The sequence below is a fragment of the Paenibacillus sp. OK003 genome (assembly GCF_900109515.1).
GTDB classification, from domain to species: domain Bacteria; phylum Bacillota; class Bacilli; order Paenibacillales; family Paenibacillaceae; genus Paenibacillus; species Paenibacillus marchantiae.
In genome coordinates this window covers 82,147-100,096 of record NZ_FOBD01000005.1, presented here as the reverse complement: position 1 = coordinate 100,096, position 17,950 = coordinate 82,147, and the positions used below count along the sequence as shown (strand labels likewise).

The window sequence follows — 17,950 nt, the reverse complement described above, 5'->3', positions numbered from 1 at the left end:
AATACATAATTAAACAAAAAAACCTGCTTTACATAGCAGGTCCAATGATTTCAATCTACATAATACATTTATTCGCCACTGCCACCATCTTCGCAGGCATCTCTTCCCGCAGTCGCCATACAAAGCTCATCGGTTTGTTCCCTTCATGACTCACATAATCGGCTTCCCCCAAGAAAACAAATGGAGACGTATAGCCATGCTCCTCCTTATACTCTCGTACGAACAGCGCGATCCGGTTGCCTGTCTCTCGATGATGAATATATCGCTGCGCAGTAGCCGTATGCTCCGACACCCGGCTCTGTGTCTGCCAGTGGAATAAACGCTCGTTGATCGCATAATCCTCATACAGCGTAGATGGAGAGAAATCTTTGTCCGATTTGTTCAATGTAATGAAGAAGATATCCGTCTGTTCGTCTGCAAAATACTTCACCCCTTCACGGAAGGCGGGTGATTGCTCAGCGTTCCAGTAGCCAAAGGCGGCAAGCACTTGATCGATGGAGTACATACAGTGGATATCCAGTGGACAAGTGTACGGGAACGAATTGCTTTTATCCACAAATCGCAGATGAGCCAGATTATATTTGAAAATATCCACAAGCTCTGCTCGGAATGCCTCACTAGACAGCACACACTGCAAACCCTCTTCGATGCTGATCAACCCTAGTTTCTCAGGCGCTGCCCGGTGGAAAGTGTAATAGAACATAATCAACATGCGCTGTTCATCCGCGTTCTTTGGTTCTTTGCCTTTTTCAATAAAGTCGATCAGGAACGTCAGCCAGCTTCTGGAGTTGATCGTCAGCACAGATGGCATTCTGCGGATATATTCCTCCTGCTCGCCCTCAATCGGCGCTGTTAATCCGGCTTCGGCCAGCATACCCCGGAAATACCTTTTCCCCGTACGTCCACCATACAATTCATATAGTGTCATCCCATGGTGCTCTACAAAATGAGCCAAGGTCAGCGGCAGTCCAGTGTCTTGCTGGAACGTTTGCAGCTTCTGGATCAACGCTCTGCGATTACGACTCATCTGCTTGAGGTTGCGCATGACGTATTCCTTCGCTTGTTTTTCCAATTGAATGAACGTGCCGCGAGGTAGATTTGAAAAGCCGTTCTCGACGTAGTGCGAGATGGAATGTTTGGTAGCGCCAATCAGGGCGCGGAATTTATCCTGGAACCTGTATTCCTGATGAGCTTGTCCGATGAAGTCGAGCACGGTCAGGCACTCTTTGCCATCCGCCATCCGTAGTCCACGTCCTAACTGTTGCAGAAATACGGTCAGACTTTCGGTAGGACGCAGGAACAGAATGGTGTTCACCTCAGGGATATCCACGCCCTCATTGTACAGATCCACGACAAAGATCATGCGCAGTTCCCCGTTCACCAGCTGTCCTTTCGCAGAATGACGTTCCTGTTCGCTCGACCCGCCATGCAGGGCTATGGATGGAATGCCGACTTCGTTAAATATTTTTGCCATATACATCGCATGATCCACCCCTACGCAGAAACCAAGCCCCTTTACATCGTCCAGATCGGTTACGTATTTGTTCAGACTTTGGATGATCTGGTTGGCACGGATTTTGTTATGGGTATAGAGCTTCTCCAGTTCATTCAGGTCGTAGCCTTTACGCGACCATTTCACCTGGGATAGATCGACAGTATCGGTAACGCCAAAATATTGAAAAGGACTCAGCAGCTTCCGGTCAATGGCATCGGTAAGACGGATCTCGGCGGCAATCGTATGATCGAAGTAGGCGGTAATGTCTTTGCCATCCATCCGTTCCGGGGTCGCTGTGAGTCCCAGCAAAATCTTCGGTTCGTAATGGGATAACAGCTTCTGGTATGAAGGAGCAGCCGCATGATGGAATTCATCCACAATAATGTAATCGTAATAGTCTGGACTGGTGATCTCCGTCAGCTTCATAGCGTTAAGGCTCTGAATGCTAACAAACAAGTGGTCCAGCGCCTCTGCTCGGTGATTCCCGACATGCAGCTCGCCAAAGTTCATATCCTTCAGGATATACCGGAACGTGTCCCGGCTTTGCTTCAAGATTTCTTCCCGATGGGCGACAAAAAGAAGCTTTGCTCCCGCATGGCTTGTACGAAAAAGCTTGTAGTCAAAGGCAGAGATGACCGTTTTGCCAACACCTGTGGCGGCGACGATCAGGTTGCGGGTTCGTCCATACAGCGTACGCTCGGCGTCCAGCTGTTCCAGCACTTCTTTTTGATAATCGTAAGGCTGAATGTCGAGGTGAAAGTGGTTAGATTGATCTTTTTTACGATTCAGAGCCGCCTTCAACTTTGCCTCATGGCCTTCCTCCTCAGCCACATACCGCGTGAATTCACGGTCATTCCAGTAGCTCTCGAAGGTCGCTTCAATCTTGCGCAGCACATCGAGTGAATCCTTCTCCGTCACCTTGAGGTTCCACTCCATACCACTGGTCAGCGCCGGGTTGGATAGGTTGGAAGAGCCAACATAGGCTGTGGTGAATCCAGTATCGCGGTGGAAAATGTACGTTTTGGCGTGCAGCCGAGTCACTTTGGTATCATACGAAATCTGGATTTCCGTGTTAGGCAGTTTGCTAAGTTCAGTAATGGCCTTGAGGTCGGTTGCTTCCATATAAGTCGTCGTGATGATCCTCAGCTTGCCTCCGCTAGCCGTAAATTGCTGGAGCTGTTCCAGCAGCAGGCGAAGCCCGCTGAATTTGATAAATGACACCAACCAGTCGATCCGATCGGCGGTCACGATCTCCTTTTGCAACTCCAGTAACATGCTCGGCTCGGACTTCGCACCTGTGAACAAAGAGCTTTGGGAGATTGGCGTATCTGGACGAACGATCTTGGTATCCCGGACCGCACGAATGCTGTTCAGTTTGGAATACACATGGGTCAGCACTTCCCCCTGCTCATCCAGTTGCAATTCGTTGTACTCTTCTTCCCCAAGCGTGCCTTTCAAGGTAGCAATAATCTCATTACACGTTCGAATCTGCGCCAATACTGCCGTCTTATCTTCCGTCTGTTCCCGTACAATCTTGAGCGCTCGCCGGGTCACCGCCGCCAAATACGTGGACAGCAGCTTGCGCGCTTCCTCTGCATCCAACTTCTCGGTCCCAATGTTATACACATCCGGGTCCAGCGCCGAAATGTCTTGCCTGGTGATAGTGTTGATAAGCTGTTCATATATACCTTGTTTCATGAATGTACCTCGTGAGAGTTAGGATAGTTGTGGATAGTTCTCTATGTATATGGTGAACTAAATAATTGGTATAACTAAGTATTACTTCTACTATATTATCGTCCAGTATGGGAATAATTTCATTAGTTGTTTTGATATAAAAAAAGTGGAGTTCTTCCTATTGCCTCTAAACGGCAGGAGTACTCCACTTTGAATGTGCATCTCATATCTAGTATCAATTAGCTCTTCTTCATCATTCGTATCTTGGATTCAAAGCGTCTTTCCAAACGTCATCATCCACGAAATTAACCTTTTTCTCACTAAAATAAGCTCGGGTCACTTGCTCCAGATCATTCAAGATTTGGGGCCAATCATTCTCGTTAATTTCCTTGGATTCAAAGTCCCCAACAATGTTCAGCCATCGATGATTTAACTGCTGGTACTCCTCGATTCTGGCTTTAAGTTCAGCTTTTACAGGATAACTGGTTATATCCAGCCTCTCGAACGTCATTCGCATGCGGTGAAGTGTAGGTGGCAAAATGTCATCTTGGCCTAAGTCGTTTGTAAATAATGCTGCGGGTTGTAGCAGCCAGTTGGCTTCTTCGCTGAAACTTAGATTCATCAAGTTATACTTATCTATAATCTGCGTCATATCTGTAAAGTTGTAATAGAGCTGGCTTGTTCTCCATCCTCAACCATCTCGTTTGTTATTATTTCATTCGTAAGTATTCGGTTAAATAAAATATCATTATTTATGATCGCACTCTTCATATCAACGATATCTTGGCGGACATTCATCGTTAGATACTGTTCATACATTCTTTTCTCTTTATAAAAGCTATAAGTTAGAACAAGTAAGATCACAAAGGCAATACAACATCCGATTATTAAAAGTCGTTTTTTTAGTATCATGGCACTTTGTTCTCCTAGATTTTATAGTAAGAACACCTCTACGATTGTGTGTAGAAGTGCTCTTCCATAATACGTTTATTTGACATACTAACCTGAATGATCTAAAAATTATTAATATCAATCGGATTTTTATCCACAAACTTCTCATACCAATTGTTTAGTGGGAAATGTGAGACTTTAATAATTTCTAGAGAAAGTGGCTTAATCGTGAAAGCTCCTCCACGTTCAAAAAGTTTAATTAATGGTTCATATATCTCTAAATATTGACTAATCCCCGGCCTTTCCTCTGAGTAGTTCGCCAGTTGTAGATAATATTCAAATATTCTTTTTACATATGAGTTTTGATTCAAATAAGCAACAGCATCTGAACTACAATAAGCTGAAATATCTAATTCCTCTTCTTGATCTCCTAGCAGTTTCGCTACATTTGTAAACGCAGGCGGCATAGGCTTCAGCTGCTCCACTTTATAAAATTGAGCCATTCTTCTGAGGAATTCATAACCGAGGTTAGCATCCTCCTCAGAGATAACAGTACCTACTGAGCCCCAATTTATACTATTTAGTTTGGATACTGCATTTTCCAATAACATTCTGTTTCACCTCAACATTTAGTAATCAATCTCATAATCGTAGTACTTGCTAGTATCCTTACTAAGCCCAAAACCTGAAAAGGGTGGCGCCCTCTCTATTGCATCTGAACGGCAGGGCTACCAAATTTCTCCATATGTATATTTCTGTAGGAACTGTAATTGGACTTAATATCCACAGACATTAACTGTAAGCTCCATACAAAGTATCATCCAGAAAACACCATCCATTATTAAATTCCATAAAAATGCACCTCTACTTTTTGTCTGGTAGAAGTGCCTGTAAGCATTATCAATTAATGGACATGTTGGTTTTTTACATGTTCTTGCGATCAATATAGCACCAATTATTATTGTAGGATGCCTTTATCTTTTTCATATTTTTCAAATTGTAAAACCAATCTTTCTCAATCCATACTCTTGCATCGGGGAATTCGCTCAGAAAAGCAAAAAGGAATTTAAATAATAAATCCTCATTATCATCAAAATCATCAGATACTACTGCTTTAAAATATTCATTTTGCGTATCATCCCAGTCATAAGTAACGGTTTGAAATTCATAAGGTTCATCATATACACTAAAGCTAAGCGTCCTTGAGTAATTCTCCTTGAATGGCGTGTCACTTATATATAGTCGAGTATATTTTAATGCACCTTCGCTATTGTAAGTTTCTTCATCCTTATCAAAGAAAAGTTTCTCTTTTCTACATATGTTCCGAGCAGCACTCGATAAAAGATAAGTCGGCATGATCAGGGATGAGCTTTATATCAGCTATTGTATAGATTCATTTTCTATACTCTCAACTTCTAACATCTTTTGTTCAACCCATTTCATAACCATTTCTGCCTCCTTTAAAGCAATCACTCCCTTTTTACTTTTAAATTTGTAAGTTTCGTAAGCCCATAGTAATATTATTTTTACGAATTCAACTGTCTCTAACTTACAAATCGGTTCAATTTCATCTTCTTCCTCATCATAAAATGGATCTTCAATTATTGTGTAATCTTTATGTGATATGACGCTGGATGCATTTCCTCCATGTCTATATTCGGGGATTCCTCCCCTTAATAAATCAAAATAATTCTCAATATCTTTTCTCAAATCTTCAAATCTCCAAGGTATATCAGATCCTAAAGGATCACTTATCATAGTGGCGAACTCAAGTGATTTTTCCTCGTCAAAATCCATTACAACCATATTAAATTCATCCATGTATTTCAATTTATAATTATATTTTATCTTCACTAATGTACCCTCCAATTCAGTATATTGGGTATGCTGAGATTATCTTATCATTTCTCAAAATAAGCTCTATTTCCATACCTGTGCTTGTTTTCCCTATATATTTATTGTTTTTTATATTTACTTTACTATTAAAAGCTTCATTTACTGAATCAATTACCTGTTGTGGTGTCCATTCCTTTGGAAAAAATGTGGATTTGGGTCCTTTTGGTACTCCATTAATTTCAACATTGGCTTGATAGACACCAAACTCATTAGGTGTATCAACTTTCCCGACAATTTTGCCGTTACTATTTGGCATCCCTTCATAATGAAAACCATTGGCATTCCCATTTTTGAGTATTTCACCACCAAAAATATGGCTTAATCCGTTTTCTTTAGTTCCTGTTTTAAAGTTTTCTGTATTTTGTAGACTCCCCAGCCACCTCTCTTTATCTACAACAGGTTTACCATCTTGTCCAGGCCCTTCTTTACCCTTATCCGATTCTTTCTTACCTCCCCCTAATCCCCCGCCCATATCCTCTTTCGAACGAAGCGCCCTGCCAACAAAGGCGTAGGCCAATACCTGACCCATCACAGAACCACTATAATATCCTGCCCCACTCTCATCCATCTGTTTCTTCTGCTCATCTACAAACTGCTCAATGTCAGACCTGGCTGTTCCTGTGCCCCAAGCGGCATCCCATGCGAATCCGATTCCTCGCCCAACATCGACCACTCTGCCCAAGGTCATAGCATAAGCCACACTGGTCACCGTGCCGAATGGATCATAAAAGAGCGCCTCCGCCGTCTGTCCAATTCCGGTTACGGTCTCTCCAACCGACTTATCGAGCAACCCAACACCGAAATTTCGTTTCAGTTCTTCAGGTATATATAGAGCAACCTCACCCGAACCATCGGCTGTTCTGAAATTCTTCGCTATAAAAATAAATTCGTTCTGAATTTTATCCAAAAGACCCAGTGTAGCAGGAAAAACTTCTTTCACCTGCATAAAATCCCAGAAGAACCGCTCTCCAGTGACACCAGACCATTCGGACTGCAACAGGTAAATTGACTTTTCCAGTTCCCGTACCATTCGCTCCAGTTCCAGCTTCTTCTGCTGGACGAGCCGGGCTTTTTCCTCTAATACATCGGGATGTACCTGAATACGCTGCATTCTATCTTCACCGCCAACCTGACCGTAGTATATGTACCTAAATTTTAACAAGTTAGAAAGTAGATTGGAATCAAACGGAGGATTCATTTTCACATATATCATCCGGCGCCGTGGTAAACACTCTTCGTCAGAACTATTGCGCATTCGTGCATATTACTCCAAATTTCAATCAATTGGTTAATATATAGGTTATATACCCATTGTGCTAGATTCTATTTTTCCGAAAGGAGCCTGTAAATTGAACAAAAAGAGTATCATCACCGCCGTAATCATCGGTCTAATCTTGCTCGCTCTTCCCTTTATATTCTACTTTTCCACTAATATGTCCGAAGGATCGGCGTTGCCTAAACCGATTAACCACACCAAGCTCTAAGGTATAATAAATGACATACTATTATATACAACCCTCGTTTTACAGGAGCTAATAATCCATTTCAAAGGAGGCTTATCCATAAAAATAGAACGACTCGATCATCTCGTGTTAACCGTGGAAAATCTGGAAGCGACGATTGCATTTTATACGAATGTATTAGGCATGCAGGTAGTTGAATTCGAAGAAGGACCAGTAAAGCGGACAGGTGCTCTGGGGCCAATCTGTTCGGTATATATACGTGATCCTGACGGTAATCTGATTGAACTATCCAATGTTTTGTATGCATAAACCACCAGCTCTCACTCTCCATATAGCAGCAAAAAGATCCTGAAAAGCTTCGGCTTCGCAGGATCTTTTTTGATTTACAGCATGAATAATTACATATCTCAACTATTTACGGTTAGATAGAACTCTCATCACTTGGGAATCGAAAAGGTACTGCCTTCCTTCTCACAACCGGTTAACACGTAAAAAACACGTCCCTGCTCACTCTTCATCGTACCGATCCCTTGGCAGGTGTTGGTCGTAATCCCCTGTTTGGAGCCATAGAGATCCCTTGAATCATCATAAGTCGATTGAATGGCTGAACCATCGTAAATCAATTCATAGATGATGGCCCCACCTTCAATGGTATACTTCGTCACACGAACCTGATCCTGCTGTTTGTTCTTCACATTCTTCACAAATGTTTTCCACTTATCCTTGTTCCGCATGCCTTCGAGAAGCACAACGACATCCCCACTTTGCTCCGCTTGCTCAGGGTTATGGGGCTCAATAATCTCCGGAAATGAATTTAAGATTACTGGAGAACCCACTGTCTGATCGTTTACCTTACAGGCAGTTAACAGCATTAACGCTAACGAAAGCGTGAGCAGTACTCTTTTCATCCAATCACCTCATGAATTAAGACGCTAATGTCTCCGTACATGTTACCTATGTGCTGTTAGAAATAACATAAACACACTCAGTACGGATCTTCAATATAAAGGAAATTTTATCATTTGTATGTAACTTCACCCCACCATAAAGTGTTTATATAACAATGCATCATTCACGTCCATCTCATCTGAAAAAGAGGCGATACCCATGCGTTCGATTAACCCATCCGATGACATAGCAAAAGAAAAACGACGCTCCACTTCACGCTTGAATCATAGACCCAATGGGAAAGGCAAATCGTCCCGACGATTCGCCATTGCAATGGTTGCCGCATTAGTTGCATCTAGCCTGTTGCTTGAGCTGACAGCTGAGCCAACAACTCAAGGAAGCTACCTGAACCCATAAATAATTACTCGGAAGCAACTACAGTGCCTTTTGAGGTATTGCGTGGTTTGGGATTGAACGTGTCCTGGGATTCAGAGAAAGCTATGCTGACCATTAACGATGCTGACATGAAAGATTCAGGAAGCTAAACGAATCGTTTAACATACAAAAAAATCCCCTCCAGATAAACGTCCTGTTCTGAAAGAACACCGTTTATCTGAAGGGGATTGATATAAATCCTCTCTATCCCTGAACTACCATATCTGAACTACTATATCTGGCGTCCTACTTCTCGAACCGGAACCAGCCAAAGTCAAACTGACTGCCCGGCAAGAAAATAAAGGTCACCTTCTGCACACCTTTAACCTGCTCAAGCTCAAACACTCGCTCCTCATATCCATCGGACTGTGTGAATTCGACCAGCTGATTGCTCTGTCCGTCCTCACCTGCAAAGCGGATATGGATCGTGTTTTTATCGATTGTTGAACGTCCATAGATCACAAGCTTGGACGTGCCTTCTGCTGTGAAGTCCATATTTTCAAACTCCAACGACACATTGTTCCCGATCCCCTCGACATGATCACCCTCGATCTTGAACGTATCCCCGTAGAGATGATCGCATGATGCAGCCGTATTCTGTTCAAATGCGCGGCTTTGGCGCTCGAACGAGAAGCCTTTGATATGAATCTTCTGCTTCAGTACAAAACAGATCGACGTAATCCCACTCAGCCGCTTGGACAGTTGATACGTCTCTTCCTGATACACATTCCATCTGGATTCTTTGTCATACACCACATCTGCCAGCAGTGTACTTCCCTCTTCATCCGGCATACCTTCCCAAATCTGAATGAAGTACTCTTCACTAGACAACGCAAAGATTGGAATCGTAATGGTATCGGAGCCGTACGGCCCGAAGTCGATATTGCGGAAGCCCACATGTGTCTCCCCGTCCCGGCTTGTCGCTACCCCACGTTCATTGCCGTTGCCGACATCCCCTTTGGTATAATCGTACAGCCCGCCAGTAATAAAGCCGTATGGATCTTTGTAAGCCGTACCCAGACCTGTTGCTTTGAACTCCAGTTGGGAGATCAGTTTCGTTTTATCTGTACCATTACTGCTCGTCGCACGAAGACGGAATTCCCCATCGCCCAGAGCGGATACGATGACTTCCAGACCGTTGGCTTCGACCTTGGCAATGTTGGATTCGATACCCGCATCGTTCACAACTGCCCACTCGATATCGCGGTAGGATGTGTTCTCCGGATACAGCTTGGCGCTCACCGTCATCTCCTGTTTCGATTCATCCAATAGCTGTCCACCTTCGCTGATAATCTCGATTTTTCGCAAAGGAATCTCCTGCACGTGGCCCGTCAGAACCGGACGTTCTGTATTACTCATGAGTACGATATGCTCCTGACCTGCAGCGGCCTCGAAATCACCTAAGGTACGATCTCCTGCGCCTGCAACAGCTCGTGATTCGAACTCGGCAGCTGCACTTTCCAATCCTTCCGAGGTCACCTCGATCCGTACCGTTCCTGATTCGTTCGTTGCCCCGATGATTGCCATCAGCTTGCCGCTGAACAGCCTTCTGCTCAGTCCTTTGTATGGATCATAGTCCGTGCTGTCCCCGTTATCGAGGCCCAACAGACGACCTGCACCTGTCACTTGGACCTGTACACGGTTGTTTGCATTTTGCACGGGATTACCTGCTTCATCTTCCACTTGAATTTCCACGAAAATAAGATCTGTACCGTCCGCTTGCAGCTGCTCCCGATCGGCTTGCAGACGAATCTTCTTTGCATCTGTATAGGATCTTTGCACATCCGTTGCAATAACGTTGCCGTGTTCATCATAAGCGATGGCTTTGAGCTCGCCTTCTTCATATGGCACTTTCCACCAGCCTGACAGCTGGGTTCCCTTTGCGTAATCGATATCATACGTGCCGATTGTTTTGCCATTCAGCTGCAATTCAATCTTCGGCGCATTACTGCACACGCGTACATCGATCAGCTGACCAGGACTGAAATCCCAGTAAGGGAACAGGTGAACCATCGGACTTTTCTTGTAATCCGTCCAGGCTGCTTGGTAGATATAGTAGGAATCTTTCGGGAACGTTGCTGTATCCAGCTGTCCAAAATACGAATTCTTCGTATGATACGGTGTCGGCTCTCCAATATAATCGAATCCCGTCCACAGGAACTGCCCCAAGGAATACGGCGTATCTCGTTCCGCCAAAATGCAATATTCTGCTGACTTTGCGCCCCAGCTTGTTGTACTGTTACCCAAAGCCGAACACTGCTCATCATCATCTGCCAGTATGGATTGCTCGAACGGGAAGTGATAGATCCCACGGCTCTGCACCACAGACGACGTTTCACTACCATAGATAATCCAGTCCGGATGTTCTTCGTGATGTTTGTCGTAGTATTTTTCCGCGTAGTTATAACCTGCGAGCTTCACGATGTCGGCGCATTTTTGTGCGTTTTCCCACGGCATGTAGTTCGAACCAATGGTCACACCTGCGTTCCCTTTTGGATCGAATTCCAGTACATACTCCATTAGCATCCGGGTTATTTCTTGGCCCCGCTCATCCGCATGAGTATCATAAATTTCGTTACCGATACTCCACATGATCAGACTTGCATGGTTACGATCACGCTTCACCCAGCTCTTTACATCGGTATGCGCCCATTCCGGGAAAAATCTCGCATAGTCGTAAGGGGTCTTGGCTCTCTCCCACATATCGAACGCTTCCGAAACGATCAACATCCCCATCTCATCCGCAAGTTCCATGAACTCTTTGGCAGGCATGTTATGAGCGGTCCGGATGGCGTTAACGCCCATTTCCTTCAACAGCACAAATCTTCTGCGCAGCGCAGTTAGGTTAAAAGCAGCCCCCAGCGCCCCAAGATCATGGTGTTCACACACGCCGTTCAGCTTCATCTTGACCCCATTCAGGTGGAATCCTTCGTTTGCATCCAGCTTGATATCCCTGAAACCAATCCGCTGTGTGGCGGTCTCGATCGTCTCATAGCCCTGCTCACCTGTAGCTACTTGCAGTTCTGTTACCAGATCATACAGATTCGGTTCATCCGGGCTCCATAACTTCGGAAGATCGACCGCCAGCTGTTGACTTTTCGATTGTATCTCTCCATGTCCGGTGTGTTTACCCGCTGTAGCTATAACGTCCTCTTTGCTGGATACGATCTGATTACCCTGATACCAAATCGTGTGCACAAGTTGTGCGTTCTGATTGAGACTCAGCTCCGTATCCACCTCAACCTGCCAACCTTCTGGCTGCTGCTGAATCGAAACATAGGTACCGTCTGTGACGATATAATTCCGATCTCTCGTTTTGAGCCACACATTGCGATAAATTCCAGCCCCGGAATACCATCTGCTGTTGGGACTCTGATGCACAACTTTGACTACAATTTCATTGTCACCTTCCACCAAAGCACTCGTGATCTCATGCTCAAAAGCCGAATAGCCGTACTTCCATTCTCCAACAAGCTGACCGTTCACATATACGGAAGAATCCATGTACACCCCGTCAAAGCAAAGCAGAAGCTGCTGCTCATCCTTCGTATATGGAAATGTCTTGCGATACCATCCGATGCTGTCCTCATACAGTTCAAGCGTATTATTGATCAGCCAATCATGAGGAAGCTCCACCGGTTCAAACGTTAACCCCGCAGGCTCCGTAACCTCCAGCTTACTTTTCGCAAATTGCCATCCATCCGTAAAAAGCTTTTTCTGATTCATCTCAGCTCTCACTTTCTGTGTGTATTATGATTGCGGTTACAAACAACAATAGACCACTTACCGAAAACCTTTTTGAAAATAACTTGGTGAGACAATAACACTTCAGCCGATTATATCATCTGACCGCCTCTGTACGTCACTTCTTAGAGAATTTATATCGAAAAACTGCATTCCAAATAGATATGACATTAGAAAAGAACTGCCTCATCCGTAGAAAGATCTACTTCAAAGGCAGCCCCTGGTCGCTACTATTTTAGTTAATGAACTTAATTATAACTCGTTGCCAGCCACTGGGCTGGAGCCCAAGACAGTTGTCCTGCCCCTGCGCCAGATGTAGAAATCAGTCTTGCCTGAAGTCCGGCAGGATCTTCTGCCGTGTAGCTGTATGGCAGCGCAGTTAATCCATTCCAGGAGAACGGCTTCAAGGATGCCGGTACTGGTGAAAGTGGACTTTTGGCATCGTCGCTGTTGCCTCTAAAGCTGCTTCCATCCAGTGAATAGATCGTATCTATCGCTGCAATTTTCCCCGTGTAATTGCTTTTCGACTCATCGGCCTGATTATTGCGCAGCGGATATTGCACGCCAAGGATGACCGAATTCTCTAACAGCACCGCACCACTTTCCGTAGAAATTGCGCCATTGCTGGTAATTCCAAAATGATACCCTTTGGCCGATATGGCTTTAGACATACTGGACGTGATGTTTTTCTTCAACTCCCAGGTGGCCGCATTATCCATAACGATATTGTATGCATGTACATTCCCTCCACGCAGGCGTGGCATACGATCCTGGATATCCTTGTAGTAATTGTGGTGCAAGGTGACTTCCAGATCAGCATTGTCACTTGCGAACTCAGTAGCACCAATTAGATGTCCCTTCTTCTGGCTCGCCGCCACTGCGATGATCTGCTCCTTACTCATGCCGACAGCATTGCTTCTCAGATAGGCATACATCGGGTAGGCCGATTTATTGGCTTCCAGCGCATTGATCTGCTGGGTGACCCAGCTATTAGGACCTTGATCGTCCCCTACAAAAGATGACCAGGAAATAGTGACGCCTGTACTGCCCTTTTTCACATCAACAAGTCCATCGTATGCTTTGTGGAATGTGGCATGATCAATCCAGACGTTGCTGCTATTCTCAACGGTAATGTAGTCCCAATCGTTTTTATCATAATTGCCCTTGGTTGCCTCATCCCACTCCCAAAGTTCATCGAATGCCAGGTTGCGAATAATTACGTTGTTGCTCCGTTTGAACGTGAACGCTGCATGCTTGATTGTTGCTCCATTAGTCGAGAAAATGGTCAGGCCATCGAAGTTATCAATGCTCACTCTGCTAACCCCTGTCTTCATCAGAACAGGATGTGTCAGCGCATTATTATGTGCGCTAAAAGGAGCAGCCTGAGCTGCCGCAGGAATCTCGTTCCATCCCAGATCCAGATCGTTCATGATCTCAATCACTTTGGTTTTGGAGCCTTTCTTCAAGGCCAGAGCCAGATCACTGGCGGTATATATCCGCATATAACGTGAGTCGGTATCCGAGATGATACCACCCCCGGTCGTATTCGCTGCGGCAAAACCAGTCAAATTATACGCAGCCCATTCTGTTGTCTGATCTGGCTCCGTAGGTTCAGTTCCAGGATCGGTCGGTGGTATTTCTGTTGACGGATCGCTTGGTGTACCCGTGGATGGTTCCGTTGTTGGATCGGTCGGTGGTGTGACTGGTGTTGGATCTCCGATATTCGAAATATTCACATTATCGTACATGACAAGAGACTTCAAGGTCACCAGCCCTGCACCCCCCTTGGTCATGTCGGTATCTGTAGCAGACAGCTCCAATACACCATTCACATACATGTTAATGGATGAACCGTTCATTTCAAGTTTGACGTTATACCATGTATCCACAGCCAGCTTATAATCGGATTTTGTGGCGAGTGTTGTGGTAGAACCATTCACTTTTTTCCGAATTTCAAGTTTCCCGCCACTGCTGTTATACAATGACGCTGCATAATAATTGTTGGCATCCGCATATCGGCCTGCTACATACGTGCGAGTCGAGCCGTTGAAATCCACGACTTTCACATCCGCTGCAATGGCATAGTTACTCCACTCCGCATCTCCCGCCGAACTTCTGCCCTCGCTCTTGCCCGATTGATAATATACTGCGTTTCCCTGATCCTGAACGACAGACCAACTGCCACTCGTGGACGTCCATTGGGCATCCCCATTCTCAAAGGAATCCTGCGTCCATCCACCCGCTTGAACGGGATGAATCAGCCCAAGCGAGAGCACAAGACTTATGCTTATCGCCAGGATCATCATTTTGGTAAATCGTTTGTTTCTACTCATGAACTATTCCTCCAATATGTATGAATCAACTCCAATGCTATTTATCGGGCGTATCGTTACAAACGGAAATAGGTTTAAAGTATTAATAAATAAACCCAACATCCATTATGATTTTGCATATATATCCTTTCTGAAAATATTCTGAAAGAACCAGACGCCTCATTTTTCCCGAACAAATATACACGTTTAAACATCGGGGTATCTCTTTATACCTACTTAATCAACCCCGCCGTTACAGCTTTCTATAATGGTGTACCACTATGCAAATGCATGAAATAATATGAAACAAACAATTTACTGTCAATCGATTCCTGTAATTTCTTGTCGTGCTATGTTAGATTATCCATTGGAATAATATCACATATATAGATAGGGGAAGTTAGAACGTGAAGAAATCATGGGTACTATCCATCATTATGAGTTTTGTTTTGCTCGGCGGGGTGTTGTCACCTGCAGGGTCCTATGCCGCTGCTGCGGATGACTCAACCACTACATATTCAGAAGACGCATACTCCGAGGTTGACACAACAGAAGAAGAACCGGAACTTACAGCCGACGAAGCAGATTTCCTGAACTACATGGATCAACTGGATAGCGCATCTGTATATGAGGAGAAAGCTTTCGATGCTTTGGCCGGGGGATTTTACATTACATCTTCCAATCGCAAGTCCGTTTTCCTGAAATTGACCAACACAGCGATTCCTAACTACACCAAATATGTATCCAAGCTGAAGCTGATCAAGCCGCAAAATACGGAGCTGCAAAAAATCCACGCCAACTTGATCAAAGGAAGCTATACTCAGTTGGAAGGATTCCAACTCGCGAAAAAAGCGGTCTCCAAAACAACGGTAAACAGCGCTGTCCTGAAACAATCCAACGCCAAAATTGATGCCGGCAAGAAAAATATCGAGAAGTTCCAAAAAGAATTGTCTGCCTATGCCAATAAACTCGGGTATGAGTTTTAAAAAATAGCACCCAAATTTACACGGTGAATTCAACTCATCTTTTCAGGAAAAAAAGTGTTTTCTTTTTTCGATTTAGTTCGTATAATAGCACTATAATCAAAAGGCTATGCTGCCGAAAGGTACAACCTCGTGAACATTGGGGTTGTGCCTTTTTTGCGTTTATAGCCATATGATCCATCCCAGATAAGGAGTGAATGCTATGTTACTTGAAGCTATTTATCATCGTCCCAAAATGAATTGGTCCTACGTATATGACCGTTCGACCATGCACTTGAGACTCCGTTCCAAGCGGGGCGACCTGGATGCCGTTATCGCCATCATCGGGGATAAATATGCGTGGGATCGTACGGTCCTCCACCTTCCGATGCGAATCTTTGCCCGTGATGCCCTGTTCGATTATTGGGAAGTGGAAGCGCAACCACCTTACCGTAGATTACGCTACGGCTTCCAACTGATCAAGGGAGAAGAATCGGTCTGGATGACGGAACGGGGATTCGAACAGGCTCTGCCTGATCATCCGTTGGAATTTTTCGATTTTCCATTTATGAATCCGGTGGATTTCTTCGAGGCACCTGCTTGGGTTAAGGATGCTGTATTCTATCAGATCTTTCCTGAACGTTTTGCCAATGGTGATCCGTCGATCAGTCCAAAAAACGCTGAGCCTTGGGGTGGTGAACCGACGCCTGTCAATTTTTTCGGAGGTGATTTACAAGGCGTTCTGGATCACCTTGACCATCTGAGCACACTTGGCATTAACGCCATTTATTTCTGCCCGGTGTTCCAGGCTACAACCAACCATAAGTACAATACCGCAGACTACCTGAGGGTCGATCCGCACTTTGGCACTAATGAGAAATTGAAGGAGCTTGTGGATGCATGCCATGCACGTGGGATTCGGGTCGTTCTGGACGCAGTGTTTAACCATTCAGGCAGAGAGTTCCTTCCATTCGCGGATGTGCTTGAAAAAGGGGCTGCTTCCCGTTATGCGGATTGGTTCCATGTCAGAGAATGGCCGGCACGTATCGAGGATGGTATTCCCACATATGATACCTTTGCCTTTGAACCCCTTATGCCCAAACTGAATACGGAGCATCCCGATGTCAAAGAATATTTGCTGGAGGTGGCCCGCTACTGGATTCAGGATATGGGTATCGACGGTTGGAGACTGGATGTTGCCAATGAGGTAGACCATCAATTCTGGCGTGAATTCCGCCAAACGGTCAAATCACTTAACCCGGATGCCTATCTGCTCGGCGAAATCTGGCATGATTCCATCATGTGGCTGCAAGGGGACCAATTCGATGCAGTCATGAACTACCCATTCACGAATTCAGTCATGGATTACGCTGTGCTCGGCAAGCTGGACGGTCTCGGATTCGCCAACGAGATTGGCAAACTGCTTGCTGCCTATTCACAGCCTGTAACCGAAGCAGCTTTCAACCTGCTCGGAAGTCATGATACGCCAAGACTGCTCACCCTATGTGAAGGGGATGTACGCAAGATGAAGCTGGCTGTCATTCTGCTGCTTACGTACCCAGGCGCTCCTTGTATCTACTATGGCGACGAGGTAGGGCTGGATGGTGGCTATGATCCAGGTTGTCGCAAATGTATGGAGTGGGACGAACAGAAGCAGAACAAGGATCTGCTCGATTTCTTCACTAAAGCCATTGCCCTGCGTAAACAACACGCTGCATTGCGCAGTGCGGACATCACGATGATTTACGCGGAAGCCGGAGATCCGTGCATTGCCATCGGACGCAAGGATCAGGATACCGGGGAACAATTCGTCCTCGTCCTGAATGCAAGCGAAGAACCGCGCAGTATGGAGCTGCCACTACATCAAGGGACTTGGCGTAATGTATTCCCAGCCACAGCTCGGGAAACTCAGCAGAACAAGCTGAAGCTGGACTTGGAAGCGTACGGTTTCTCCCTGTTGCAGTTGGATGTCAAATCACACGTGAAGGCATAACATCTTGCTTCATTCTAAACCCTTCCTCCGATGCGATTCTTGGTAGATCATATAATGATAATTTCACATTCAAATGTATAAGGTTTATCTCTCGTAGTTATCTCTTCGAATCTATTCAAAAAATGGGGAACCCTCGGTGCGTTATGCATCCGAAGGTTCCCCCTCTCCTATTACAACTCATGATGTCCCCTGCT

Annotated in this window: 15 protein-coding genes; 5 read left to right on the top strand and 10 right to left on the bottom strand. The window is 45.0% G+C overall.

The genetic code is table 11. The features are described 5' to 3' along the window. Positions 1-55 precede the first annotated feature (55 nt). From BMW94_RS09110 to BMW94_RS09080, 7 genes are all read right to left on the bottom strand, one after another. Positions 56-3,193, bottom strand: coding sequence for a DUF3427 domain-containing protein (locus BMW94_RS09110; protein ID WP_090997345.1), 3,138 nt, complete (start codon positions 3,191-3,193; stop codon positions 56-58). Positions 3,194-3,425: 232 nt separating this feature from the next. Continuing rightward, complete coding sequence (locus BMW94_RS09105) at positions 3,426-3,797, bottom strand: hypothetical protein (RefSeq protein WP_175480631.1); 372 nt, start codon at positions 3,795-3,797, stop codon at positions 3,426-3,428. 23 nt (positions 3,798-3,820) lie between these two features. Next, complete coding sequence (locus BMW94_RS09100) at positions 3,821-4,084, bottom strand: hypothetical protein (protein ID WP_090997340.1); 264 nt, start codon at positions 4,082-4,084, stop codon at positions 3,821-3,823. A gap of 101 nt (positions 4,085-4,185) precedes the next feature. Beyond that, positions 4,186-4,674, bottom strand: coding sequence for a hypothetical protein (locus BMW94_RS09095; RefSeq protein ID WP_090997337.1), 489 nt, complete (start codon positions 4,672-4,674; stop codon positions 4,186-4,188). Positions 4,675-4,987: 313 nt separating this feature from the next. Next, positions 4,988-5,419 carry a hypothetical protein gene (locus BMW94_RS09090; RefSeq protein WP_072735082.1) on the bottom strand — a complete coding sequence of 144 codons (432 nt, stop codon included), beginning with the start codon at positions 5,417-5,419 and terminating at the stop codon, positions 4,988-4,990. A gap of 24 nt (positions 5,420-5,443) precedes the next feature. After that, positions 5,444-5,884 carry a hypothetical protein gene (locus BMW94_RS09085; protein WP_072735215.1) on the bottom strand — a complete coding sequence of 147 codons (441 nt, stop codon included), beginning with the start codon at positions 5,882-5,884 and terminating at the stop codon, positions 5,444-5,446. Positions 5,885-5,933: 49 nt separating this feature from the next. Beyond that, complete coding sequence (locus BMW94_RS09080; RefSeq protein ID WP_175480630.1) at positions 5,934-7,070, bottom strand: EndoU domain-containing protein; 1,137 nt, start codon at positions 7,068-7,070, stop codon at positions 5,934-5,936. Between the two features lie 238 nt (positions 7,071-7,308). Here BMW94_RS09080 and BMW94_RS31140 point away from each other — a divergent pair, with 238 nt between their 5' ends. Together BMW94_RS31140 and BMW94_RS09075 are read left to right on the top strand one after the other, a co-directional pair. Continuing rightward, positions 7,309-7,443 carry a hypothetical protein gene (locus tag BMW94_RS31140; protein ID WP_256336499.1) on the top strand — a complete coding sequence of 45 codons (135 nt, stop codon included), beginning with the start codon at positions 7,309-7,311 and terminating at the stop codon, positions 7,441-7,443. Between the two features lie 78 nt (positions 7,444-7,521). Next, positions 7,522-7,731, top strand: a complete 210-nt coding sequence (locus tag BMW94_RS09075; RefSeq protein WP_090997331.1) for a VOC family protein — start codon at positions 7,522-7,524, stop codon at positions 7,729-7,731. A gap of 128 nt (positions 7,732-7,859) precedes the next feature. Here the strand turns inward: BMW94_RS09075 and BMW94_RS09070 are convergent, their stop codons facing one another. Further along, positions 7,860-8,330, bottom strand: coding sequence for a DUF4362 domain-containing protein (locus BMW94_RS09070; RefSeq protein WP_090997328.1), 471 nt, complete (start codon positions 8,328-8,330; stop codon positions 7,860-7,862). Between the two features lie 199 nt (positions 8,331-8,529). On the opposite strand from BMW94_RS09070, the gene BMW94_RS09065 reads away from it, so the two are divergent. Continuing rightward, positions 8,530-8,727, top strand: coding sequence for a hypothetical protein (locus tag BMW94_RS09065; protein WP_090997324.1), 198 nt, complete (start codon positions 8,530-8,532; stop codon positions 8,725-8,727). Between the two features lie 264 nt (positions 8,728-8,991). Here BMW94_RS09065 and BMW94_RS09060 read toward each other — a convergent pair whose 3' ends face one another. Both BMW94_RS09060 and BMW94_RS09055 read right to left on the bottom strand, forming a co-directional pair. Then, positions 8,992-12,471: a glycoside hydrolase family 2 TIM barrel-domain containing protein gene (locus BMW94_RS09060; RefSeq protein ID WP_090997321.1), complete on the bottom strand. Its 3,480-nt coding sequence runs from the start codon at positions 12,469-12,471 to the stop codon at positions 8,992-8,994. A gap of 266 nt (positions 12,472-12,737) precedes the next feature. Then, positions 12,738-14,822 carry a pectate lyase family protein gene (locus BMW94_RS09055; protein WP_254790192.1) on the bottom strand — a complete coding sequence of 695 codons (2,085 nt, stop codon included), beginning with the start codon at positions 14,820-14,822 and terminating at the stop codon, positions 12,738-12,740. A 386-nt stretch (positions 14,823-15,208) separates the two neighbouring features. On the opposite strand from BMW94_RS09055, the gene BMW94_RS09050 reads away from it, so the two are divergent. Together BMW94_RS09050 and BMW94_RS09045 are read left to right on the top strand one after the other, a co-directional pair. Continuing rightward, positions 15,209-15,787, top strand: a complete 579-nt coding sequence (locus BMW94_RS09050) for a hypothetical protein (protein ID WP_090997318.1) — start codon at positions 15,209-15,211, stop codon at positions 15,785-15,787. Positions 15,788-15,986: 199 nt separating this feature from the next. Then, positions 15,987-17,756 carry an alpha-glycosidase gene (locus BMW94_RS09045; protein ID WP_090997315.1) on the top strand — a complete coding sequence of 590 codons (1,770 nt, stop codon included), beginning with the start codon at positions 15,987-15,989 and terminating at the stop codon, positions 17,754-17,756. Positions 17,757-17,950: the final 194 nt, after the last annotated feature.

Bases quoted from the DNA above. Each gene is read 5' to 3' on its own strand.
- BMW94_RS09100 (WP_090997340.1), bottom strand. From the start codon at position 4,084: ATGATACTAAAAAAACGACTTTTAATAATCGGATGTTGTATTGCCTTT.
- BMW94_RS09110 (WP_090997345.1), bottom strand. From the start codon at position 3,193: ATGAAACAAGGTATATATGAACAGCTTATCAACACTATCACCAGGCAA.
- BMW94_RS09060 (WP_090997321.1), bottom strand. From the start codon at position 12,471: ATGAATCAGAAAAAGCTTTTTACGGATGGATGGCAATTTGCGAAAAGT.
- BMW94_RS09080 (WP_175480630.1), bottom strand. From the start codon at position 7,070: ATGCAGCGTATTCAGGTACATCCCGATGTATTAGAGGAAAAAGCCCGG.
- BMW94_RS09055 (WP_254790192.1), bottom strand. From the start codon at position 14,822: ATGAGTAGAAACAAACGATTTACCAAAATGATGATCCTGGCGATAAGC.
- BMW94_RS09065 (WP_090997324.1), top strand. From the start codon at position 8,530: ATGCGTTCGATTAACCCATCCGATGACATAGCAAAAGAAAAACGACGC.
- BMW94_RS09070 (WP_090997328.1), bottom strand. From the start codon at position 8,330: ATGAAAAGAGTACTGCTCACGCTTTCGTTAGCGTTAATGCTGTTAACT.
- BMW94_RS09095 (WP_090997337.1), bottom strand. From the start codon at position 4,674: ATGTTATTGGAAAATGCAGTATCCAAACTAAATAGTATAAATTGGGGC.
- BMW94_RS09090 (WP_072735082.1), bottom strand. From the start codon at position 5,419: ATGCCGACTTATCTTTTATCGAGTGCTGCTCGGAACATATGTAGAAAA.
- BMW94_RS09085 (WP_072735215.1), bottom strand. From the start codon at position 5,884: ATGGATGAATTTAATATGGTTGTAATGGATTTTGACGAGGAAAAATCA.
- BMW94_RS09045 (WP_090997315.1), top strand. From the start codon at position 15,987: ATGTTACTTGAAGCTATTTATCATCGTCCCAAAATGAATTGGTCCTAC.